The sequence below is a fragment of the Streptomyces sp. NPDC097619 genome (assembly GCF_040302735.1).
In the GTDB taxonomy this organism is placed as follows: Bacteria; Actinomycetota; Actinomycetes; order Streptomycetales; family Streptomycetaceae; genus Streptomyces.
On sequence record NZ_JBEOSD010000159.1, the window covers coordinates 1 to 19352 of the forward strand.

The following is a 19352-nucleotide window of genomic DNA, read 5'->3' on the forward strand; positions in this document are numbered from 1 at the left end:
CGGGTTCCTGGCCCGGCCGCTCCGTGTGAACGGCGGCGGAAACACGGGTGCCGAAATGAGGGTGACGGCGGGCGCCCCGGGGCGGGATCATGGGGGTGCCCACGGCGCCTTCCGGTGGCCCCGGGCCGCGCCCGGTGGGCCCCCGGCGGCTCCGGTGGGCCCGGCCGGGCCCCACGGCCTCACAGCACGTGCTGGTACTCCCGCTGCCGGACGTTGCCGGAGAGCGTGTGCACGGTCACGAACTGAGGCTCCACCCGCATGTACACCGGCTCGAAGAGCTCCCCGTCCACGTAGTGCGGCCCCGGGCCGAAGAGCCGCAGCTCGTCCGTGGTGGGCTCGACCAGCTCCGCCGTGCCCGTGAACTGGACCGTCCACAGGTGGTCGTCCTCGGTGTTGAAGTTGTCCGCCCCGTAGGCGACCACGCTGCCGTTGCATGCCTGGTGGTATCCGAAGCCGGCGTGCATCCGCAGCACGACCCGGCCGTCCACCACGATGTGCCGCGCGGCGGCGATGAAGGGCAGCGCGCGCATGCTGGTGGCCACGCGGCCGTACGGCACCCGGCGCAGCAGTTCGATGGCGTGGAGTTCCTCTGGGGACATGCCCCCACTGTCGCCGTGCCGACGCCGTGCCGGTAAGAGGCCGCCGCCCCCCGCGGCGGGGACGTTGGTCCCGATTCGAACGACATGGCGCGGGAAGCACCGGACGGGGGAGCACCGGGCGAGGAGCACGGGCCGGCACGGGTGGCCCGGGGCCGGGCGGGCCACCCGACGCGGATACGCCCGTCCGGGCGAATGCGGGCCCTCGGAAGGGCCCCCGTACGCGCACGGGATACGCCGGCGCGGTCACGGTATACGGACCGTGCAATTCCACGTACCGGCGGTAAATTTCCGCGCCGGACCGCCGGTGATCGGCGGCCCGGCGGCGGGCTCAGCGCTTTTCCGCCTGGAGGCGGGCCACATAGGCGGCCGCCTGGGAACGCCGTTCCATGCCGAGCTTGGAGAGCAGGCTGGAAACGTAGTTCTTGATGGTCTTCTCGGCCAGGTGGAGGCGTTCGCCGATCACACGGTTGGTGAGTCCCTCGCCGATCAGGTCCAGGATCTTCCGTTCCTGTTCCGTGAGGTTCGACAGCCGGTCGTCGCCCTTGCCGTTCTTGCCGTCGCGGAGCCGTTCCAGCACCCGCGCGGTGGCCACCGGGTCGAGCAGGGACTTGCCGGCGGCCACGTCGCGCACGGCGTTGAGCAGCTCGTTTCCGCGGATGGCCTTGAGGACGTACCCGGAGGCACCCGCCATGATCGCGTCGAACAGGGCCTCGTCGTCGGCGAACGAGGTCAACATGAGGCACTTGATGCCCTCGTTCTGGGAGCGGACCTCCCGGCAGACCTCGACCCCGCTGCCGTCCGGCAGCCGCACATCGAGAACGGCCACGTCAGGGCGGGTGGCCGGGATGCGCACCAAGGCGTCGGCGGCCGTTCCGGCCTCTCCCACCACCTCGATGTCCGGCTCGCTCGACAGCAGCTCATAGACGCCCCGGCGGACCACCTCGTGGTCGTCGAGGAGGAATACGGTGATTTTTCCATCTTCGCGCACGGAATCAGTTTCACATACTCCCCCCAACCCCGCCGCAAGTGATCCGAGCTCTTCCCTGCCGGAAGTGATCCGGATAACGTGCCGTTGTTCCGGCCACCTGCAAGGCTGTGACCAGTGGTTGTTCCACCCGCCCCGGATTTACTTGGAAATCCAAGCAAAAACGCAGGTCAGGTGGGGTTTCGCAGTTATGCGGAGCACTGGGTAACGTGCTTTGTGCAGGGCACTCGCCGGGGCGACTGTCACGCCTGAATCCCGTCGGAGCGCACCCACCCCGTGCGCGGTACGGGTCCGGGCGAGCCGCACTGGTCCCCGGACGACCCCGGGTGCCGGACCGACGGAGGAGCACACGTGACCGTGGAGAGCACTGCCGCGCGCAAGCCGCGACGCAGCAGCGGCACCAAGCGAGCCGCGGGCGCAGCCGCCCGCAAGGGCGCCGGGGCCGCACAGGCCGCCGAGCCCCAGCTCGTACAGCTGCTGACGCCCGAAGGGGACCGCATCGAGGACGCCGCGTCCTCGGAGTTCGCCCCCTACGTCGCCGACATCACCGCCGACGACCTGCGCGGGCTCTACCGCGACATGGTTCTGACCCGCCGCTTCGACGCCGAGGCCACCGCCCTGCAACGCCAGGGCGAGCTGGGCCTGTGGGCCTCCCTGCTGGGCCAGGAGGCCGCGCAGATCGGCTCCGGCCGGGCCCTGCGCGACGACGACTACGTCTTCCCGACCTACCGCGAGCACGGCGTGGCCTGGTGCCGCGGGGTCGACCCCACCAACCTCCTGGGCATGTTCCGCGGGGTGAACCACGGAGGCTGGGACCCCACCTCCAACAACTTCCACCTGTACACGATCGTCATCGGCTCGCAGACCCTGCACGCCACCGGCTACGCCATGGGCGTGGCCAAGGACGGTGCCGACTCCGCGGTGATCGCGTACTTCGGCGACGGGGCCTCCAGCCAGGGCGACGTCAGCGAGGCGTTCACCTTCTCGGCGGTCTACAACGCCCCCGTGGTGTTCTTCTGCCAGAACAACCAGTGGGCGATCTCCGAGCCCACCGAGCGGCAGACCCGCGTCCCGCTCTACCAGCGCGCCTCCGGCTTCGGCTTCCCCGGCGTCCGGGTGGACGGCAACGACGTGCTGGCCTGTCTGGCCGTGACCCGCTGGGCCCTGGAGCGGGCCCGCAACGGCGAGGGCCCCACCCTCGTCGAGGCGTTCACCTACCGCATGGGCGCGCACACCACCTCCGACGACCCGACCAAGTACCGCCGGGACGAGGAGCGGGCGGCCTGGGAGGACCGGGACCCGATCAAGCGCCTCAAGGCCCACCTGCTCGCCGACGGGGCCGCCGACGAGGCCTTCTTCGAGGAGCTGGAGGCCGAGAGCGAGACCCTCGGCAAGCGGGTCCGCGAGGTGGTCCGCGCGATGCCCGACCCGGACACCCTGTCCATCTTCGAGAACGTGTACGCCGACGGGCACGCGCTCGTCGACGAGGAGCGCGCGCAGTTCGCCGCGTACCTGGCTTCCTTCGAGGACTCCCACGAAGGGGGCAACTGACCATGGCCACCGAGAAGATGTCGATCGCGAAGGCGCTCAACGAGTCCCTCCGCAAGGCCCTGGAGACCGACCCCAAGGTCCTCATCATGGGCGAGGACGTGGGCAAGCTCGGCGGTGTCTTCCGCATCACCGACGGCCTGCAGAAGGACTTCGGCGAGGAGCGGGTCATCGACACCCCGCTCGCCGAGTCCGGGATCGTCGGCACCGCCATCGGCCTGGCCCTGCGCGGCTACCGCCCGGTCGTGGAGATCCAGTTCGACGGCTTCGTCTTCCCCGCGTACGACCAGATCGTCACGCAGCTGGCGAAGATGCACGCCCGCGCCCTCGGCAAGATCAAGATGCCGGTGGTCGTGCGCATCCCGTACGGCGGCGGCATCGGCGCCGTCGAGCACCACTCCGAGTCCCCCGAGGCCCTGTTCGCGCACGTCGCGGGCCTGAAGGTGGTCTCCCCCTCGAACGCCTCCGACGCGTACTGGATGCTCCAGCAGGCCATCCAGAGCGACGACCCGGTGGTCTTCTTCGAGCCCAAGCGCCGCTACTGGGACAAGGGCGAGGTGGACACCACCGCGATCCCCGGCGCCCTGCACCTGTCCCGCGTGGCCCGCGAGGGCACCGACCTGACCCTCGCCGCGTACGGCCCGATGGTGAAGGTCTGTCTGGAGGCCGCCGCGGCCGCCGCCGAAGAGGGCAGGTCGGTGGAGGTCGTGGACCTCCGCTCGATGTCCCCGATCGACTTCGACGGGATCCAGACCTCGGTGGAGAAGACCCGCCGCCTGGTCGTCGTCCACGAGGCCCCGGTCTTCCTGGGTACGGGCGCGGAGATCGCCGCCCGCATCACGGAACGGTGCTTCTACCACCTGGAGGCGCCGGTGCTGCGCGTGGGCGGGTTCCACTCGCCCTACCCGCCGGCCCGGGTGGAGGAGGAGTACCTGCCGGGCCTGGACCGGGTGCTCGACGCCGTCGACCGCTCGCTGGCGTACTGAGGAGAGGGCGTTGACGACGATGACGACGACACTGCGCGAGTTCAAGATGCCCGACGTGGGCGAGGGACTCACCGAGGCCGAGATCCTCAAGTGGTACGTACAGCCCGGTGACAAGGTCACCGACGGCCAGGTCGTGTGCGAGGTGGAGACCGCCAAGGCGGCCGTGGAACTGCCCATCCCCTTCGACGGGGTGGTGGCCGAGCTGCGCTTCCCCGAAGGCACCACCGTGGACGTCGGCCAGGTGATCATCGCGGTCGAGACCGGTGACGGCCCGGCCGCCCCGGCCCCGGCCGCACCCGTCGCCGAGGCCGCTCCCGCCGCCGCCCCGGCCGCCGAGGAGGCGGCCCCGGCCCGCCAGCCGGTCCTGGTCGGCTACGGCGTGGCCCAGACCTCCACCAAGCGCCGCCCCCGCAAGGCCGCGCCCGGACAGGCGGAGGCCCCCGCGGTCACCGTGCCGGCTCCCGGCCGACCGGTGGTGCCGGCCCCCGCCGCCCCCGCCCTGAACGGCAACGGCTCCGCCGCCCCGGTCACCGGGGAGCGCCCGCTCGCCAAGCCGCCGGTCCGCAAGCTCGCCAAGGACCTCGGCATCGACCTGGCCGCGGTGGTCCCCACCGGCGACGGCGGGGTCGTCACCCGGGACGACGTCCACGCGGCCGCCCAGGCGGCCTCGCAGGCCGCCGCCCCGGCCCCCGCGGTCGAGGCCCCGGCCGCGCCGGTCCCCGCCGCGGCGCCCGTGCCGGCCGCCGAGGCCGTCGCCCCGGGCGTCCGGGAGACCCGGATCCCCGTCAAGGGCGTCCGCAAGGCCACCGCGCAGGCGATGGTCGGCTCCGCCTTCACCGCCCCGCACGTCACCGAGTTCATCACCCTCGACGTGACGCGCACGATGAAGCTGGTCCAGGACCTCAAGGAGGACCCGGACCTCGCGGGCCTGCGGATCAACCCGCTGCTGCTCGTGGCGAAGGCCGTGCTCGTGGCGATCCGCCGCAACCCCGAGGTGAACGCCTCCTGGGACGAGGCGAACCAGGAGATCGTGCTCAAGCACTACGTGAACCTGGGCATCGCCGCGGCCACCCCGCGCGGCCTGATCGTCCCCAACATCAAGGACGCGCAGGCCAAGACGCTGCCCGAGCTGTCCGGGGCGCTGTCCTCGCTGGTGGCCACCGCGCGCGAGGGCAAGACCTCGCCGGCCGACATGCAGGGCGGCACGATCACCATCACCAACGTCGGCGTGTTCGGCGTCGACACCGGCACCCCGATCCTGAACCCGGGCGAGTCCGCGATCCTCGCGGTCGGCGCCATCAAGGCGCAGCCCTGGGTGCACAAGGGCAAGGTGAAGGCCCGTCAGGTCACCACCCTGGCGCTGTCCTTCGACCACCGTCTGATCGACGGCGAGCTGGGCTCGAAGTTCCTCGCGGACATCGCGGGGGTCCTGGAGCACCCGAAGCGCCTCATCAGCTGGGCGTGACCGGCGCGGAAGCGCCGTGACGGAAGGGCCCCCGCCGGTTCGGCGGGGGCCCTTCCCCGTGCCCGGAAACGCGTTGCGGTCCGCCCGCCCGCTGTGTCGATCATGGTCCTGACGGATCCGGCACCGGCCGGACCGCCCCGCGCCCCGGAGGCCGCATGCTGTTCTGCCCCCTCGACCCCGCCGACCCCACCGATGTGGACCGCGCCGCCGCCTTCCCGGCGGACGGGCCGGTGCCCGGGATCGGCGCCGACCGCTTCCGCGCGGACCTCGTCGCCCACCGGTACCGCCCGGAGTGGACCTGGGTGGCCGAGGACGCGGAGGGGCGGCTCCTCGCCCGCGCCCTCTGGTGGGGCGGGCCGGAGGACCGGCTCCCGAGGGTCCTGGACTGCCTCGGAGTGGCCGAGGGGGTCCGGGACCCCGAGGGCGTGGCCACGGGCCTCCTGGAGGCCGCCCACGCCGTCCACCGGGCCGCCGGAGCGGACCGGCCGCCCCTCTACAACCTGCTCGGGCTCCCCGCGGACTGGCGGGAGCGCCCGGAGACCGCCGCCGGGGTGGCCTGGCGGCGCGCCGCGGCCCGGCGGGTCGGGCTCACCGACGAGGTCGAGCGGCTGCGGCTGGAGCGCCCCGCCGGGGCGCCGCTGCCGCCCGCGCCCGCCCGGCTGAGCTTCCGGGAGGCGTCGGACGAGGAGTTCCTGGCCGTCTTCAAGCGGCTGGCGGTGGGCACCCTGGACGTGCGCACCCGGCGGGAACTGGCCGTCGAGGGCGCCGACGCACAGGCCCGCGCGGACATGCGGTTCTACCTGGAGGCCCCGGGGGAGCGCTCCTGGTGGCGGCTGGCCCACCTGCCCGACGGCACCCTCGCCGGTCTGGCGGTCCCCTCCCGGACCCCGTACCACCGCAACGTCGGCTACCTGGGCGTGCTCCCGGAGCTGCGCGGACAGGGCCTCATCGACGAGGTGCTGGCCTGGATCACCCGCTTCCACGCGGCGGCGGAGGACGGGCCCCTCACGGCCACCACCGACACCGTCAACACCCCCATGGCGGCGGCCTTCGCGCGCGGGGGCTACGCGGTGTCGGAGATTCGACTGATCATGGAACCGGCGCCCTTCTGAGATCACCCCGGGGTGTTACGGTGCCGGGGCCTGAGCGAGGCGTCCGAGGCGTCGGAGGAGGGTGGTCAGCGTGGCCCTGGTACGGGAACTGGCACGGAGACTCACGGCGGACGGGGCCCGGGAACGGGAACGGGCCGCCGACCAGGCCGGGGACCGCCCCGCCCGGCACAGCCCCGAGGACGGCCGCCTGCTGGTCCGGGTCCTCGCCGAGGCCGCCGCCCGGGAACCGGACCACGCCGCGCTGGAGTCCCAGCTCCACGCCCTGCTCCAGCTGGTGTCCTTCGCGGACGCCGCCTCCCTGGCCCCGCTGCGCGCCATCGACGCCGAGGCACTGCCGGGCGCCCTCCCCGAGTACCTGACGGACCTGCTCGCGGAGGACTGAGCCGCCCGCCCCCCCAAGGGGCTCCCGGAGGGCCCGGGAACGGCCGGAGGGGCCCGTACGCGCCGTGGACGGCGGTGCGGGCCCCTCCGGTTCGGACGGGGACCGGGATCAGTCCTGGACGTCCTTTATCGGCTTGAGCGGCATCTTGTACTGGGTCCCGAAGGTCCAGTTCATGAGCTTTATCGAGTCGGTGTAGCGGTTCTCGTCGCGCAGCAGGACCCCGATGACGGTCTTGCCGTTGCGGGTGGCCGCGAAGACCAGGCACTTGCCCGCGGGGGTGTTGGTGCCGGTCTTGACCCCGATGGCGCCGGGGAAGGCGTAGCCGGGCTCCACGTCCGTCTTCGGACGGATCAGGAGGTTGGAGTTCTTCCAGGTGTACCAGCGCGTCTTGCCGTTGGAGGCGGTCGCGGTGGCCTTGGCGTACGGGTTCTTCACGATGGACGCGAAGGTGGTGTTCTTCAGCGCGGCCTGCGTGAGCTTGGCCAGGTCGCGCGGGGTGGTCCAGTTGTTGTTCGTCGGCGAGTTGCCGTCGAAGGTGTCGAACTTGGTGTTCGTCAGCTTCAGTGCCTTGGCCTTGGCGTTCATCTTGGCGATGAAGTCGGCCTTGCGCGCGGTGAGGGTGGTGCCCTTGCCGTAGGCGTCGGCCAGCGCGACGGCGGCGTCGCAGCCGGAGGGCGCGAGCATGGCGTTCAGCATGCCGCCGGTCGTCAGCTTGTCGCCGACGAAGAGGTACGCGGAGCTGCCGGAGACCGAGCGGACGTAGTCCGGGTAGGCCTGCTTGACCGTGAGCTTGCGGTTCAGGTCCACGCCGGGCGTGGACAGGACCACGAGCGCGGTCATGATCTTCGTGGTGCTGGCCATGGGCCGCTTGGTGTCGGCGGCCTTGCTGAAGAGCGTGGCGCCGGTGGCGCCGTTCATCATGAAGGCGCCGGAGGCGGTCACGGTCGGCGTGGCGGCCTGGGCGGGCGTCGCCAGGACGGTGCCGGCCAGGACCGCGCCCGCCGTCAGCGAGACGGCGGCGGCCCGGCGGCGCACGTGCATGCGGCTGAGTATCAAGATCGTCCCCGAGATCAGTGGCACCCCATCATGGGTGAGGTGAGGGACCGCCTGCGGTGCGGGCCCTTGATCAGGAGACGCTCACCGTGTGTGGATGGATGCGGGCGGGGTGTCATTCTTGACCATTCCGCAACCTTCCGCGTCCGATCAGTCGCTTCTGCAGGGATTCGAGCGGTCCGAATTGATGCCGTTTCAGCCAGAAAGATGAACTGATGGCCAGAATCAGGCAGATGGTGAGCCAGAGCCCCATCACCCACCACGGATCCTCGTTGCCGAAGCGGGCGGCGAGGCCCAGCCCGATGCCGTAACAGGCCAGCATGGCCAGCAGGTTCTGGAGCACGTAGCAGGACAGGGCGGTGCGGCCCACCGCCGTCAGGGCCCGGGTGAGCGGGCCGGGGCGGCGCACCCGGTCCAGCACCCAGCCGGTCAGTCCCAGGTAGCCCAGGGCCACCAGCGGGGCGGCGCCGTACCGTCCGGCGGCGAAGAACGCGCTCCCGCCCAGGGTGCAGGCGGCGTTCAGCGGCAGGCCGAGCCCGAGCCCCCAGACCAACAGGCGGCCGCGGATCCGGCGGCCCCGCTCGTCGTCGGCGAAGGCCCCGGCCCGGAACAGGCGGACGCCCAGCAGGAAGAGGAAGAGCAGCAGGCCGAAGGAGAACACGGCCTCCATGCGCAGGGCGAGGGCGTTCTCCAGCCGGAAGCGCACCTGTTCGACGTACGAGCCGTGGGCGTACAGCTCCACCACCCGCTCCGAGGGCCCTCCGTCGTCCCCGTCCGGGCCGACGAGCAGCAACAGGGTCAGCGCCGCGACCAGCGCCAGGTGCACCCCCAGGGCGGCCCACATGACCCGGTCGCGGACCCGTTCGGACCGGACCAGCAGCCGGGCGGCCACCAGGGCCGTGACCGCGTACCCCATCAGCACGTCCCAGGCGAAGACGAGCGCGAAGTGCAGGGTGCCCTCGGCGAGCAGGAACAGGGCCCGCGGCCGGTAGCTGCCGGGCCAGGGCCGGCCGCGCCGGGCCGCGGCCCCGTACTGGATGGCCAGGCCGGCGCCGAAGAGGATCGTCAGCAGGGACAGGAACTTGCCGTCCGCGAGGAAGCGGAAGACCGTCGCCGGGAGGCCCGCGCCCTCCGTGGAGAATCCGCTCAGCACCCCCCACTCGGCGCCCGGCCCGGCGAACACCCAGATGTTGGTCATCAGGGTGCCGAGGATGGCCGTTCCGCGCAGGACGTCCAGCAGGGGCAGACGGGCGGGCCGCCGCGGTCCGGCCGGCGGGGTCGCGACGGCGGTGTCGGGGGTCGTGACGGCGGTGTCGGGTTCGGTCGAGGAGGGCGGGCCGGAGGTCGCCGGCAGGGGATTCGCCATGGATCCAGGCTCCCGGCCGGGTCCGCCGGACTCGTCCTGCCGTCGGAGGAAAGCCCGGTACATCCTTCGGCGCACCGGCTTCCGGCCGACCGGAACCGGCCGGCGGCGGGACGCCGCGGGGGCGGCTGCGGTTTGTCGTCGGGTCGTCGGGTCGTCGGGTCGTCGGGTCCTCATCGGGTCCCGGTCGGTCGTCGGGGCGTCGTCGGCTCCTCGTCGGGGGTGGGCCGTCCGCATGCCGGGACGGGTCTCCGGCTTGCGTCCCTGTTGTATCTATGATGTGCGCATGGCTTCCCCGGACACCGCTCCCGCCCACCCGCCGACCAAGCAGCCGCCCGCGGCCGACCGGGTCTACCGGCACGTGAAGGAGGGCGTCCTGGAGCGCCGCTACGAGGGCGGCAGCCTCCTCACCGAGGGGGAGCTGGCGGAGGCCGTCGGGGTCTCCCGCACCCCGGTCCGCGAGGCCCTGCTCCGGCTGGAGACGGAGGGCCTGCTCCGGCTCTACCCGAAGAAGGGCGCCCTGGTCCTGCCCGTCTCCGCCCAGGAGATCGCCGACGTGGTCGAGACCCGGCGGCTGGTGGAGGAGTACACCGTCCGGCGCGCCGTACCGGCCGCGCCCGCCCTGCTGGACCGACTGGCCGACCTGCTGGAGGCCCAGCGCGGCCACGCCGAGGCCGGGGACCTGGCCGCCTTCGCGGTGGCCGACCGCTGCTTCCACGCCGAGATCGTCCGCGCCGCCGGGAACGAGATCCTCTCCCGCCTCTACGACCAGCTCCGCGACCGACAGCTTCGGATGGGCGTGGCGGTGATGCACATGCACCCCGGCCGGATGGACCGCAACCTCGCCGAGCACACCGAGATCCACGAGGCCCTGCGCGCGGGGGACGCGGACCGGGCGGCCGCCGCCGTCCTCGGCCACCTCGGCCGGGTGGAACTGCTCGTGCGCGGCGGCGGTGAGCCCCGGTGAGCTCCCCCGCCCCCCTCCCCGTGTCCTCGGCCCCGGCCGCCGAGGGTGCCCCCGCGACGGGCGCGCCCGGGACCGAACCGCCCGGCGGGCGGCGGGCCGTGGCCGTCTGGTCCATCGGGGTCGCCGTCTACTTCGTGGCCGTCATCTTCCGCACCAGCCTCGGCGTCGCCGGGCTGGACGCGGCGGACCGCTTCCACGTCAACGCCTCCGCCCTGTCCGCCTTCTCGCTGCTCCAACTCCTGGTGTACGCGGGCATGCAGATACCCGTGGGCCTGATGGTGGACCGGCTCGGCACCAAGAAGGTCCTCACCCTCGGAGCCGTCCTGTTCACCGCCGGACAGCTCGGCTTCGCCCTCTCCCCCTCCTACGGGATGGCCCTGGCGGCCCGCGCCCTGCTCGGCTGCGGGGACGCCATGACCTTCATCTCCGTCCTGCGGCTCGGCACCCGCTGGTTCCCGGTCCGGCAGGCCCCGCTGATGGCCCAGCTGGCCGGGCTCGTGGGCATGGCCGGCAACCTCGTCTCCACCCTCGTCCTCGCGCCCGTGCTGCACGGGGTCGGCTGGGTGCCCGCCTTCGCGGGCAGCTCGGTGGCCGGACTGGTGGTCCTGATCCCCCTGCTGCTCTTCCTGCGCGACCACCCGGAGGGGCAGGCCCCCGAGCCCGTCCGCTCGGCCGGGGCGGCCTTCGTGCGCGGCCAGATCGCCCGCTCCTGGCGGGAGCCGGGCACCCGGCTCGGGCTGTGGGTGCACTTCACCACCCAGTTCCCGGCCATGGTCTTCCTGCTGTTGTGGGGGATGCCCTTCCTGGTCGAGGACCAGGGGCTGTCCCGGGAGACCGCCGGCGGACTGCTGACCCTGGTGGTCGCCGCGAACATGGTCTTCGGCCTGGTCTACGGGCAGCTGGTCGGCCGCCGGCAGAGCGCCCGGATCCCGCTCGCCCTGGGGACCGTCGGGGTCACCGCCGCCCTGTGGGCGTCCGTCCTGGCCTATCCGGGGGACCGCGCGCCGATGTGGCTCCTGGTGGTCCTCTGCACGGTGCTGGGCACCTGCGGACCGGCCTCGATGATCGGCTTCGACTTCGCGCGGCCCGCGAACCCGGCCGAACGGCAGGGCACCGCCTCCGGGATCACCAACATGGGCGGCTTCATCGCCTCGATGACGACCCTGCTGGCCGTCGGCCTCCTGCTCGACGCGACCGGGGACAACTACCGGATCGCCTTCTCCGCGGTCTTCGTCCTGGAAGCCCTCGGGCTCACCCAGATCCTCCGGCTCCGCCCGCACGCCCTGCGCCGCGAACGCGAGCGGGAGCACGCGCGCACGGCCGCCGGTGCCCCGCTGCCCGGGCAGCGGGCCGGGGAGACCGCCGCCGTGCCCGCCACGGGCTGACCGCCGGCGGGGCGACCGGCATGTTTCACGTGAAACATGCCGCTGCCCGCTGCCCGCTGCCCGCTGCCCGCCGCTTCCGGTCCGACCCGGCCCCGACCCGCCCCGGCGTCAGGGGGTGACGGCGAACTCCCGGAGGATCGCTTCCGCCAGCTCCTGGTCGCCCTCCACCTTGAGCCGGTCGCCCACGTGGCGCGGGCGCACCCGCCCGGCGGCCAGCCCGATGTAGGTCTCCCAGTCCGTGGCCAGGGTGACCGCCGGGCCCAGCGAGGGGGTGCCGTCTATCGAGCCGCGGCCCGAGGCGTCCACCCGTACCGTCCGCAGGAACTCCACCGGCCCGTGCACGTCCACCACCACGGCCGTGCCCGCGGGGGCCCCGGCCTTCTTCGCCACGATCTTCGGGAGGGCGGCCAGGAACAGGTCCCGGGTCACGTAGGCGCCGGGGGAGTCCAGGTTCCCCGGGGTCCGCAGCGCCGTCCGCAGGTCCTGTTCGTGCAGCCACAGGTCGAAGGCGCGCAGCCGGAGCGCCGTCTCCAGCGTGACCGCCTCGCCGTAGGGGCCCCGCCCCACCTCGCTCTGCGGGTCCCGCTTCTCGTTGCGCAGCTGGCGCGAGCGCCGGATCACCGTGTACTCCAGCTCCGCCGTCATCTCCGGGGAGGTGTGGTGACGGCGCACGTCCACCTGCACCTCCATGTACCGGCTGGGCTCGTCCACCACGTGGCGCAGGTCCCGCGGCAGGCTGTGGATGGGCCGCGGATCGCCGAGCTGCTCGCACTCCAGGCCGATCACGTGGGAGACCACGTCGCGCACCGACCAGCCGGGGCAGGGGGTCGGCCGGTTCCAGTCGCTTTCGGCCAGCGGGCGGACGAGCTCGGATATCGCCTCGATGGCGTGGGTCCACGCGTCGGCGTAGGTCTGGAGGCTGGGATGGACGGTCACGGGACCCCTCGTGCTGCTGGTCAGTGGCGAGTTGAGCTCGTAGCGGAGTGGGAGGCTTGATTCACAAAGTTACGCTGCCCGGGAACACCCCGGCAGTGCTTTCGTGTGACGATCGTAGGCCCCGAGTTGACGGCCTTTCCGGCCAGGACGGTGGTACCGTGCGCGCTTCTCTGATCCAAATCGACGTGAACGAGGGCGAGTCGGCCGCGGACCGGCGGACCAGGGCCGCGGCCCTGGTCCGGGAGCAGCGCGGGTCGGGACTGGTGCTGCTGCCCGAGCTGTGGACCGTGGGCGCTTTCGCCTACGAGCGGTTCGAGGCGGAGGCGGAGGAACTGCGGGGGCCGACGCACGCCGTGATGGCGGAGGCCGCCCGGGACGCGGGGGTCTGGCTGCACGCGGGGTCCATCGTGGAGCGCGGCGCGGACGGGACCCTGTACAACACGAGCCTGGTCTACGCCCCCGACGGCTCGTCCGCCGCCACCTACCGCAAGATCCACCGCTTCGGCTTCGACAGCGGCGAGGCCGTGATGATGGGCCGGGGCGACGAGCTGCGGACCGTGGAGATCCCCGTCCCGGCCGAGGACCCCAAGCCCGGTGGGGCCCCGGCGGAACCGGCCGTGGCCCGTCCCTTCGTGCTGGGCCTGTCCACCTGCTACGACCTGCGCTTCCCCGAGCTGTACCGGGGGCTGGTCGACGCCGGCGCCACCGTGCTCGCGGTCTCGGCGGGCTGGCCGGAGCGCCGGCTCGGCCACTGGACCCTGCTGGCCCGGGCCCGTGCCGTGGAGAACCAGTCCTACGTGCTCGCCGTCGCCACCGCGGGGAGTCACGCCGGGGTGGCCATGTCCGGGCACAGCCAGGTCGTGGACCCCTGGGGCGAGGTCCTGGCGGAGGCGGGGTCCGGGGAGGAGGTGCTGCGGGTGGAGCTGGACCCGGCCAAGGTGCCGGACACCCGCGAGCAGTTCCCCGCCCTGAAGGACCGGCTGCTCGGCCTGCCCGTGCCGCCGCGCCCCTGACCCGTACCCCGCGCTCCCCCGGCTCCCTCCGCCCCTTCGGCTCCCTGCGCCCTCCCCGCGCCGCCCGCCCGTTCGGTCCCGGGGGCCCGCGCCGTCCGTGGCGCGGGCCCTCATCCGGCCTCCCGGTCCTTCTCCGCCATCCTGATCACGCAGACCGCCACCGTGAGGAACAGCGCCGGGTCGGTCTCCTCGCGGACCAGCTCCACCGCGTAGGTCTCCCGCAGCTCGAACCACTTGCGGGAGACGTGCGCCAGCAGCTCCCCGTCGTAGGCGATGGTGAACTCCCGGTCGAGGATCCGGCCGCTGACGTCCAGTTCGGTGCCGTCCACCAGGGTCACCAGGAAGTGGTTGCGCAGCAGGGAGAGCCGTTTGCGGCGCACCACGGCCAGCCGTCGGCCGTCCCGTTCCAGGGTCATCGAGTCGCGCAGGCTGAGCACCTTCTCCCGGACGGTGATCAGGATCCGTCCCTCAGGGTCCTTGAGCTCGAAGGTGTCGCGCAGTCGGAGGGCCTTGCCGTCGACGAGGAAGGCGTACCGGCCGTCCTCGTCCTCGATGCGGCTGTCGTCTCCGAGGGCCAGGATCTTGTCCCGGACGAGGTATTTCATACCCCCCACGCTTCCCGGGTTAGCGTGGCCCCATGTCACGTCTGCTGCTCGTCACCGACCTCGCCTACCCGGCCCGCGGCCGGCGCTACTGCGACGAGGACATCTTCCTCTCCTCCCGGCTGCGCGAGGAGTTCGACCTGGCGCTGTGCCACCCGAGGGAGGCCGCGGCCCTGGCCGACGGCTTCGACGCGCTGCTGGTCCGCAACAGCGGCCCCGTCCTGCACTACCAGGAGGCGTACGACGCCTTCCGGAGCCGGGCCCTGGAGCGCGGCACCCGCGTCTACAACCCGCTGACCGGTCGCGGGGACATGGCGGGCAAGCAGTACCTGCTCGACCTCACCGCCGCCGGACACCCGGTCATCCCCACCGTGGACCGGGTCGAGGACCTCCCCCTGTTGCCCGAGGCCCCCGCCTACGCGGTCAAGCCCCGGCAGGGCGCCGACTCGGTGGGCCTCGCCTTCCTGCCCGCGGAGGAGCTGCCCGCCGCGGTCGCCGCGGGCGGGATGCTGGTGCAGCCGCGCGTGGACTTCGCGTACGAGGTCTCCTTCTACTTCGTGGACCGGGACTTCCAGTACGCCCTGTACGCTCCCGACCCGACCCGCCGCTGGGAGCTGGAGCCCTACCCGGCCACCGCCGAGGACCTGGCCTTCGCCCGCCTCTTCATCGACTGGAACACCCTGGAGTGCGGGATCCAGCGGGTGGACGCCTGCCGCGCCCCCGGCGGGGAGCTGCTGCTCGTGGAGCTGGAGGACCTCAACCCGTACCTCTCGCTGGACCTGCTCCCGGAGCCCGTCCGCGACGCCTTCGTCGACGCCCTCACCGCCTCCCTGCACCGCTTCGTGTCCTGAAACGCGCGGCCGCCCGCCCCCGACGACCCGGGACGGGCGGTGCGCGGTCGCGCTCGGGACCGGATCCGGGCTCAGAAGAGGTGCTTGATCCCGGTCCACTCGGTGTCGATCCGCACCGGCTTCGCGAACAGCCCGCTGCCCACCTTGCCGGTGGACGCCACGCGCATCAGCTCGCCGGCGGCGTTCACGCCCAGGACGTCGCCCTTGGCGTCCCCGGTCAGGTCCCCCGTGGTGACCAGCCGCTCGTACACCTGCCAGCCCGTGCCCACCTGCACCCGGGTCCCCAGGGGCGCGGTCGCCTTGCCGGTGCCGGGGAAGAGGAAGACCTTCCCCGTCCGGTCCCGGGCCAGCAGGTCCGGGCGGCCGTCCCCGCTGTAGTCCCCCGAGCCGAACAGGGCGTCGTAGCCCTGCCAGCCGGTGCCGACCTTGACCCGGGTGCCCAGGGAGCTCTCGAAGGCCCCGTCGCCGGGGTACAGCCACAGGGTGCCGGAGCGGTCCCGGGCCAGCAGGTCGCCCTTGCCGTCACCGGTCAGGTCCCCGGGGCCGACGGTCACGTCGTGGTTCCAGGAGGTGCTCGCCACCCGGTCGTTGATCGTCAGCTTCTTGCCCTGTACGAGGAGGACGCTCGCGTGGTCCCGGTTGTGCATGGCGGTGGCGTACCCCCACGTCGTACCGGTGCCGGGGTCGGCCCCGCCCAGTGAGGAGCCCTCCAGGGTGCCGTTGTAGAGGTTGATGTGCTTGTACCACTGGTCGTCCGTGGTGACGGCGAGCAGCTCGGCGCGTCCGTACAGGTGCGTGGTGCCCGCCCCGGCGAGGAACTGCGCGTAGTACCAGCCGCTGCCGAAGTGGACCGGGGCCGCGAACTTCCCGCCGCCCGTGGACAGGTAGTGGACCAGCTTGCCGTCGGGCTTGCGGGCCAGCAGGTCCCCGCGGCCGTCGTCGTTCATGTCGTCGGCGCCGATGATCTGGTTGTACGCGTTCCAGCCCTTGCCGATCTTCACGCGGGGCTTGAAGGGCGCGCCGGCCGAACCGGTGCCCTTGTAGAACCACAGCACCCCGTCCAGGGAGCGGGCCACGAGATCGCCGATGGTGTCGCCGTCCGCGTCGTTGACCGTGACCACCTGGTCGTAGATCCCCCAGCCGGATCCCACCTTCACGCGGCCGGCGAAGGGGGCCGTGGAGATCTTCCCGGTGCCCTTGTAGAGGTACAGCTCCCCGGAGTGGGTCCGCGCCAGCAGGTCGGGCCGGCCGTCCCGGGTGAGGTCCCCGGCGCCCATCACGCGGTTGTAGACCTGCCAGCCGCGCCCGGTCCAGCGGGGCCGGGTGGTCCGGTCGAGCAGGGCCGTGTAGACGGTCAGCCGGCCGTCCGAGGAGACCGTGGCGATGTCGGTGAGCTCCTCACCGCCGAGGTCCCCGGTCGGGACCACGTCCACGAAGGTCTCCTCGGGGTCCGCCCGGTCGATGGCGTACCAGGATCCGGACTGCCCCGAGCTGGTCAGGTACACGATGTGGTCGTGCCGGTAGCCCTGCTCGAAGATCTCGCTGTAGCCGTCGTAGTCGAGGTCCAGGCGGGGCTTCGCGCGCGCGGCGGCGGCCGTGGCCGTCGGGGCCCGCGGGATCCGCGCCTCGATGCGCGGCCGTCCGGCGCCCGGCCCGGCCGGTCCCACGCGTCCGGTGAGTCCGGGCGGTCCGTCCGTCCCGAGGGCCTTCGGCCATTCCACGGAGGGGCCGCCCCGCCCCGGCCCACCGGCGGCCTTCGGCCATTCCACCCCCGGCCCGGACCCCGGGGCCGCCGCCCCCGCCGCCGTCCCCGTCGACACGGTCGCGGCGAGCGCGAGCGCCGTGCCCCCCGCGATGAGCCCCGCCTGCCTGAGCTGTCTCACGAACAAGGTCCCCCCTCGGGACGATTCCCCTGTGCCGTGCCCGTCAACGTACCCGCGCGGCCCCCCGCGGGACGCCTCACTTTGAGGCCAACTTCCTTACGACTCAACCAAGTTGAACCAAAGCCGGAATCCGGCCGCCCCCTGCCCGCCCCGCGCCCCCGTCCGGTGCGCGATCCCGGCCCCGCCGCTCCGACACACGCCCGTGACCGGGCGTTCGTGACCGGGTGGCACCCTTGACGCATGAACGATCCCGCCCCGGCGCCCACCCCCGCGCCCGCGCCCCGCCGTGCCCGTGTCCGTGCTCCCGAACTGATCGGCAAGGGGGGCTGGCTCAACACCGGTGGGGAGGATCTGACCCTCACCGGCCTGCGCGGCAAGATCGTGATCTTGGATTTCTGGACCTTCTGCTGCATCAACTGCCTGCACGTCCTCGACGAGCTGCGCGAGCTGGAGGAACAGCACCGGGACACCGTCGTGGTCATCGGGGTGCACTCGCCGAAGTTCGTGCACGAGGCCGAGCACGCCGCCGTCGTCGACGCCGTCGAGCGGTACGAGGTGCACCACCCCGTCCTCGACGACCCCGAGCTCGCCACCTGGAAGCAGTACGCGGTCCGGGCCTGGCCCACCCTGGTCGTGATCGACCCCGAGGGCTACGTCGTGGCCCAGCACGCCGGCGAGGGCCACGCCCACGCCATCGAGCGGCTGGTGACCGAGCTGGAGGCCGAGCACGCGGCCAAGGGCACCCTGCGGCGCGGGGACGGCCCGTACGTGGCCCCCGAGCCGGTGGCCGGTCACCTCCGCTTCCCGGGCAAGGCCCTCCGGCTGCCCGACGGCGGCCTGCTCGTCTCCGACTCCACCCGCCACCAGCTGGTGGAGCTGGCCGCCGACGCCGAGACCGTGGTCCGCCGCATCGGCTCCGGCAAGCGCGGGTTCACCCCGGACTCCCTCAGCGAACCGCAGGGCCTGGCCCTGCTGCCCGACGGCTCGGTGATCGTCGCCGACACCGTCAACCACGCCCTGCGCCGCCTCGACCTCGCCACCGGCGAGCTCACCACCGTCGCCGGCACCGGCCGCCAGTGGTGGCAGGGCTCTCCCACCTCGGGCCCGGCCCTGGAGGTCGCCCTGTCCTCGCCCTGGGACGTGGCCTGGTGGGACGGGCTCGTGTGGATCGCCATGGCGGGCGTCCACCAGCTGTGGACCTACGACCCGGAGAGCGGCACCGTCGGGGTCGCCGCGGGCACCACCAACGAGGGACTGGTCGACGGCCCCGCCGCCGAGGCATGGTTCGCCCAGCCCTCCGGCCTCGCCGCCGCCGGCGACCGGCTCTGGATCGCCGACTCCGAGACCAGCGCCCTGCGCTACGTCACCCGCGCCGGGACCGGCACCGACGGCGAGGGCGCGACCGGCACCGGCTACGAGATCCGGACCGCCGTCGGCACCGGCCTCTTCGACTTCGGCCACCGGGACGGAGCGGCCGACCAGGCCCTCCTCCAGCACCCGCTCGGTGTCACCGCCCTGCCCGACGGCTCGGTCGCGGTCTGCGACACGTACAACCACGCCCTGCGCCGCTACGACCCGGCCACGGACGAGGTGAGCACCCTCGCCACCGACCTCCGCGAGCCCAGCGCCGCGGTGCTGGACGGCGAGGAGATCGTGGTGGTCGAGTCGGCCCGGCACCGGCTGACCCGCCTGCGGCTGCCCGAGGAGGCGGTCCGGGTGGAGGCCGTGGCCCACCGCACCCGGCGGGCCGCCACCGACGTGGCCCCCGGCACCCTGCGCCTGGACGTGGTCTTCACCGCCCCCGCCGGCCAGAAGCTGGACACCCGGTACGGGCCCTCGACCCGCCTGCTGGTCTCCGCGACCCCGCCGGAGCTGCTCGCGGAGGGCGCCGGGGCGGACACCGACCTGAGCCGGGAGCTGTGCCTCGCGGACGGGATCACGGAGGGCGTGCTGCACGTGTCGGCGATGGCCGCCTCCTGTGACGACGACCCGGCCAACGAGTACCCGGCCTGCCACGTGCACCAGCAGGACTGGGGGGTGCCGGTCCGGGTGGTGCCGGGCGGCGCGACCCGGCTGCCGCTGGTGCTGGCCGGCCTCGACGAGGCGGGCGCCACGGCCTGAGCCACGGAGCCCACGGCCTGAGGCACGGAGCCCACGGACGCCCCCGAGCCCTCGGGCGCACCGGGCACGGACGGCGGCGGGGCGCGGAACCATCGAGGTTC

At 73.1% G+C, this 19352-nt stretch carries 17 protein-coding genes; 10 read left to right on the top strand and 7 right to left on the bottom strand.

Annotated features, from left to right (window positions below; translation table 11 throughout):
* Nucleotides 1-179: 179 nt before the first annotated feature.
* Both ABTZ17_RS30520 and ABTZ17_RS30525 read right to left on the bottom strand, forming a co-directional pair.
* Nucleotides 180-599: a pyridoxamine 5'-phosphate oxidase family protein gene (locus ABTZ17_RS30520; RefSeq protein WP_352199008.1), complete on the bottom strand. Its 420-nt coding sequence runs from the start codon at nt 597-599 to the stop codon at nt 180-182.
* A 328-nt stretch (nt 600-927) separates the two neighbouring features.
* Complete coding sequence (locus ABTZ17_RS30525; RefSeq protein WP_352199009.1) at nt 928-1587, bottom strand: response regulator; 660 nt, start codon at nt 1585-1587, stop codon at nt 928-930.
* A 348-nt stretch (nt 1588-1935) separates the two neighbouring features.
* Between ABTZ17_RS30525 and pdhA the strand changes: the two genes are divergently transcribed.
* From pdhA to ABTZ17_RS30550, 5 genes are all read left to right on the top strand, one after another.
* Entirely contained in the window at nt 1936-3135 is a 1200-nt protein-coding gene (pdhA, locus tag ABTZ17_RS30530) for a pyruvate dehydrogenase (acetyl-transferring) E1 component subunit alpha (protein ID WP_352199010.1), read from the top strand.
* 2 nt (nt 3136-3137) lie between these two features.
* Nucleotides 3138-4118: an alpha-ketoacid dehydrogenase subunit beta gene (locus ABTZ17_RS30535; RefSeq protein ID WP_352199011.1), complete on the top strand. Its 981-nt coding sequence runs from the start codon at nt 3138-3140 to the stop codon at nt 4116-4118.
* Nucleotides 4119-4137: 19 nt separating this feature from the next.
* Nucleotides 4138-5583, top strand: a complete 1446-nt coding sequence (locus ABTZ17_RS30540) for a dihydrolipoamide acetyltransferase family protein (protein WP_352199023.1) — start codon at nt 4138-4140, stop codon at nt 5581-5583.
* 155 nt (nt 5584-5738) lie between these two features.
* Nucleotides 5739-6695 (top strand): GNAT family N-acetyltransferase, encoded by a 957-nt coding sequence (locus ABTZ17_RS30545; RefSeq protein WP_352199012.1) that lies wholly within the window; start codon nt 5739-5741, stop codon nt 6693-6695.
* Between the two features lie 70 nt (nt 6696-6765).
* Complete coding sequence (locus tag ABTZ17_RS30550; protein ID WP_352199013.1) at nt 6766-7077, top strand: hypothetical protein; 312 nt, start codon at nt 6766-6768, stop codon at nt 7075-7077.
* Nucleotides 7078-7185: 108 nt separating this feature from the next.
* On the opposite strand, the gene ABTZ17_RS30555 is transcribed toward ABTZ17_RS30550, so the two are convergent.
* Together ABTZ17_RS30555 and ABTZ17_RS30560 are read right to left on the bottom strand one after the other, a co-directional pair.
* A complete protein-coding gene (locus ABTZ17_RS30555; RefSeq protein WP_352199014.1) occupies nt 7186-8118 on the bottom strand; it encodes a D-alanyl-D-alanine carboxypeptidase family protein in 933 nt (310 codons plus the stop codon).
* 127 nt (nt 8119-8245) lie between these two features.
* On the bottom strand, nt 8246-9496 hold the full coding sequence (locus ABTZ17_RS30560) for a DUF418 domain-containing protein (protein ID WP_502994910.1): 1251 nt from the start codon (nt 9494-9496) through the stop codon (nt 8246-8248).
* A gap of 283 nt (nt 9497-9779) precedes the next feature.
* Between ABTZ17_RS30560 and ABTZ17_RS30565 the strand changes: the two genes are divergently transcribed.
* Nucleotides 9780-10460: a GntR family transcriptional regulator gene (locus ABTZ17_RS30565; RefSeq protein ID WP_352199016.1), complete on the top strand. Its 681-nt coding sequence runs from the start codon at nt 9780-9782 to the stop codon at nt 10458-10460.
* A gap of 20 nt (nt 10461-10480) precedes the next feature.
* Entirely contained in the window at nt 10481-11845 is a 1365-nt protein-coding gene (locus ABTZ17_RS30570) for an MFS transporter (RefSeq protein ID WP_352199024.1), read from the top strand.
* Nucleotides 11846-11953: 108 nt separating this feature from the next.
* Here ABTZ17_RS30570 and ABTZ17_RS30575 read toward each other — a convergent pair whose 3' ends face one another.
* Nucleotides 11954-12781 carry a maleylpyruvate isomerase family mycothiol-dependent enzyme gene (locus ABTZ17_RS30575; RefSeq protein ID WP_352199017.1) on the bottom strand — a complete coding sequence of 276 codons (828 nt, stop codon included), beginning with the start codon at nt 12779-12781 and terminating at the stop codon, nt 11954-11956.
* Nucleotides 12782-12939: 158 nt separating this feature from the next.
* Between ABTZ17_RS30575 and ABTZ17_RS30580 the strand changes: the two genes are divergently transcribed.
* A complete protein-coding gene (locus tag ABTZ17_RS30580) occupies nt 12940-13794 on the top strand; it encodes a carbon-nitrogen family hydrolase (RefSeq protein ID WP_352199018.1) in 855 nt (284 codons plus the stop codon).
* Between the two features lie 110 nt (nt 13795-13904).
* On the opposite strand, the gene ABTZ17_RS30585 is transcribed toward ABTZ17_RS30580, so the two are convergent.
* Complete coding sequence (locus ABTZ17_RS30585) at nt 13905-14399, bottom strand: LURP-one-related/scramblase family protein (protein ID WP_352199019.1); 495 nt, start codon at nt 14397-14399, stop codon at nt 13905-13907.
* A 32-nt stretch (nt 14400-14431) separates the two neighbouring features.
* Between ABTZ17_RS30585 and ABTZ17_RS30590 the strand changes: the two genes are divergently transcribed.
* The gene (locus tag ABTZ17_RS30590; protein WP_352199020.1) at nt 14432-15247 is read left to right on the top strand and encodes an ATP-grasp domain-containing protein; all 816 of its coding nucleotides are present in this window, start codon (nt 14432-14434) and stop codon (nt 15245-15247) included.
* Nucleotides 15248-15318: 71 nt separating this feature from the next.
* Here ABTZ17_RS30590 and ABTZ17_RS30595 read toward each other — a convergent pair whose 3' ends face one another.
* Nucleotides 15319-17130: an FG-GAP-like repeat-containing protein gene (locus tag ABTZ17_RS30595; RefSeq protein WP_352199021.1), complete on the bottom strand. Its 1812-nt coding sequence runs from the start codon at nt 17128-17130 to the stop codon at nt 15319-15321.
* Between the two features lie 240 nt (nt 17131-17370).
* On the opposite strand from ABTZ17_RS30595, the gene ABTZ17_RS30600 reads away from it, so the two are divergent.
* Entirely contained in the window at nt 17371-19251 is a 1881-nt protein-coding gene (locus tag ABTZ17_RS30600; RefSeq protein WP_352199022.1) for an NHL domain-containing thioredoxin family protein, read from the top strand.
* Nucleotides 19252-19352 lie beyond the last annotated feature (101 nt).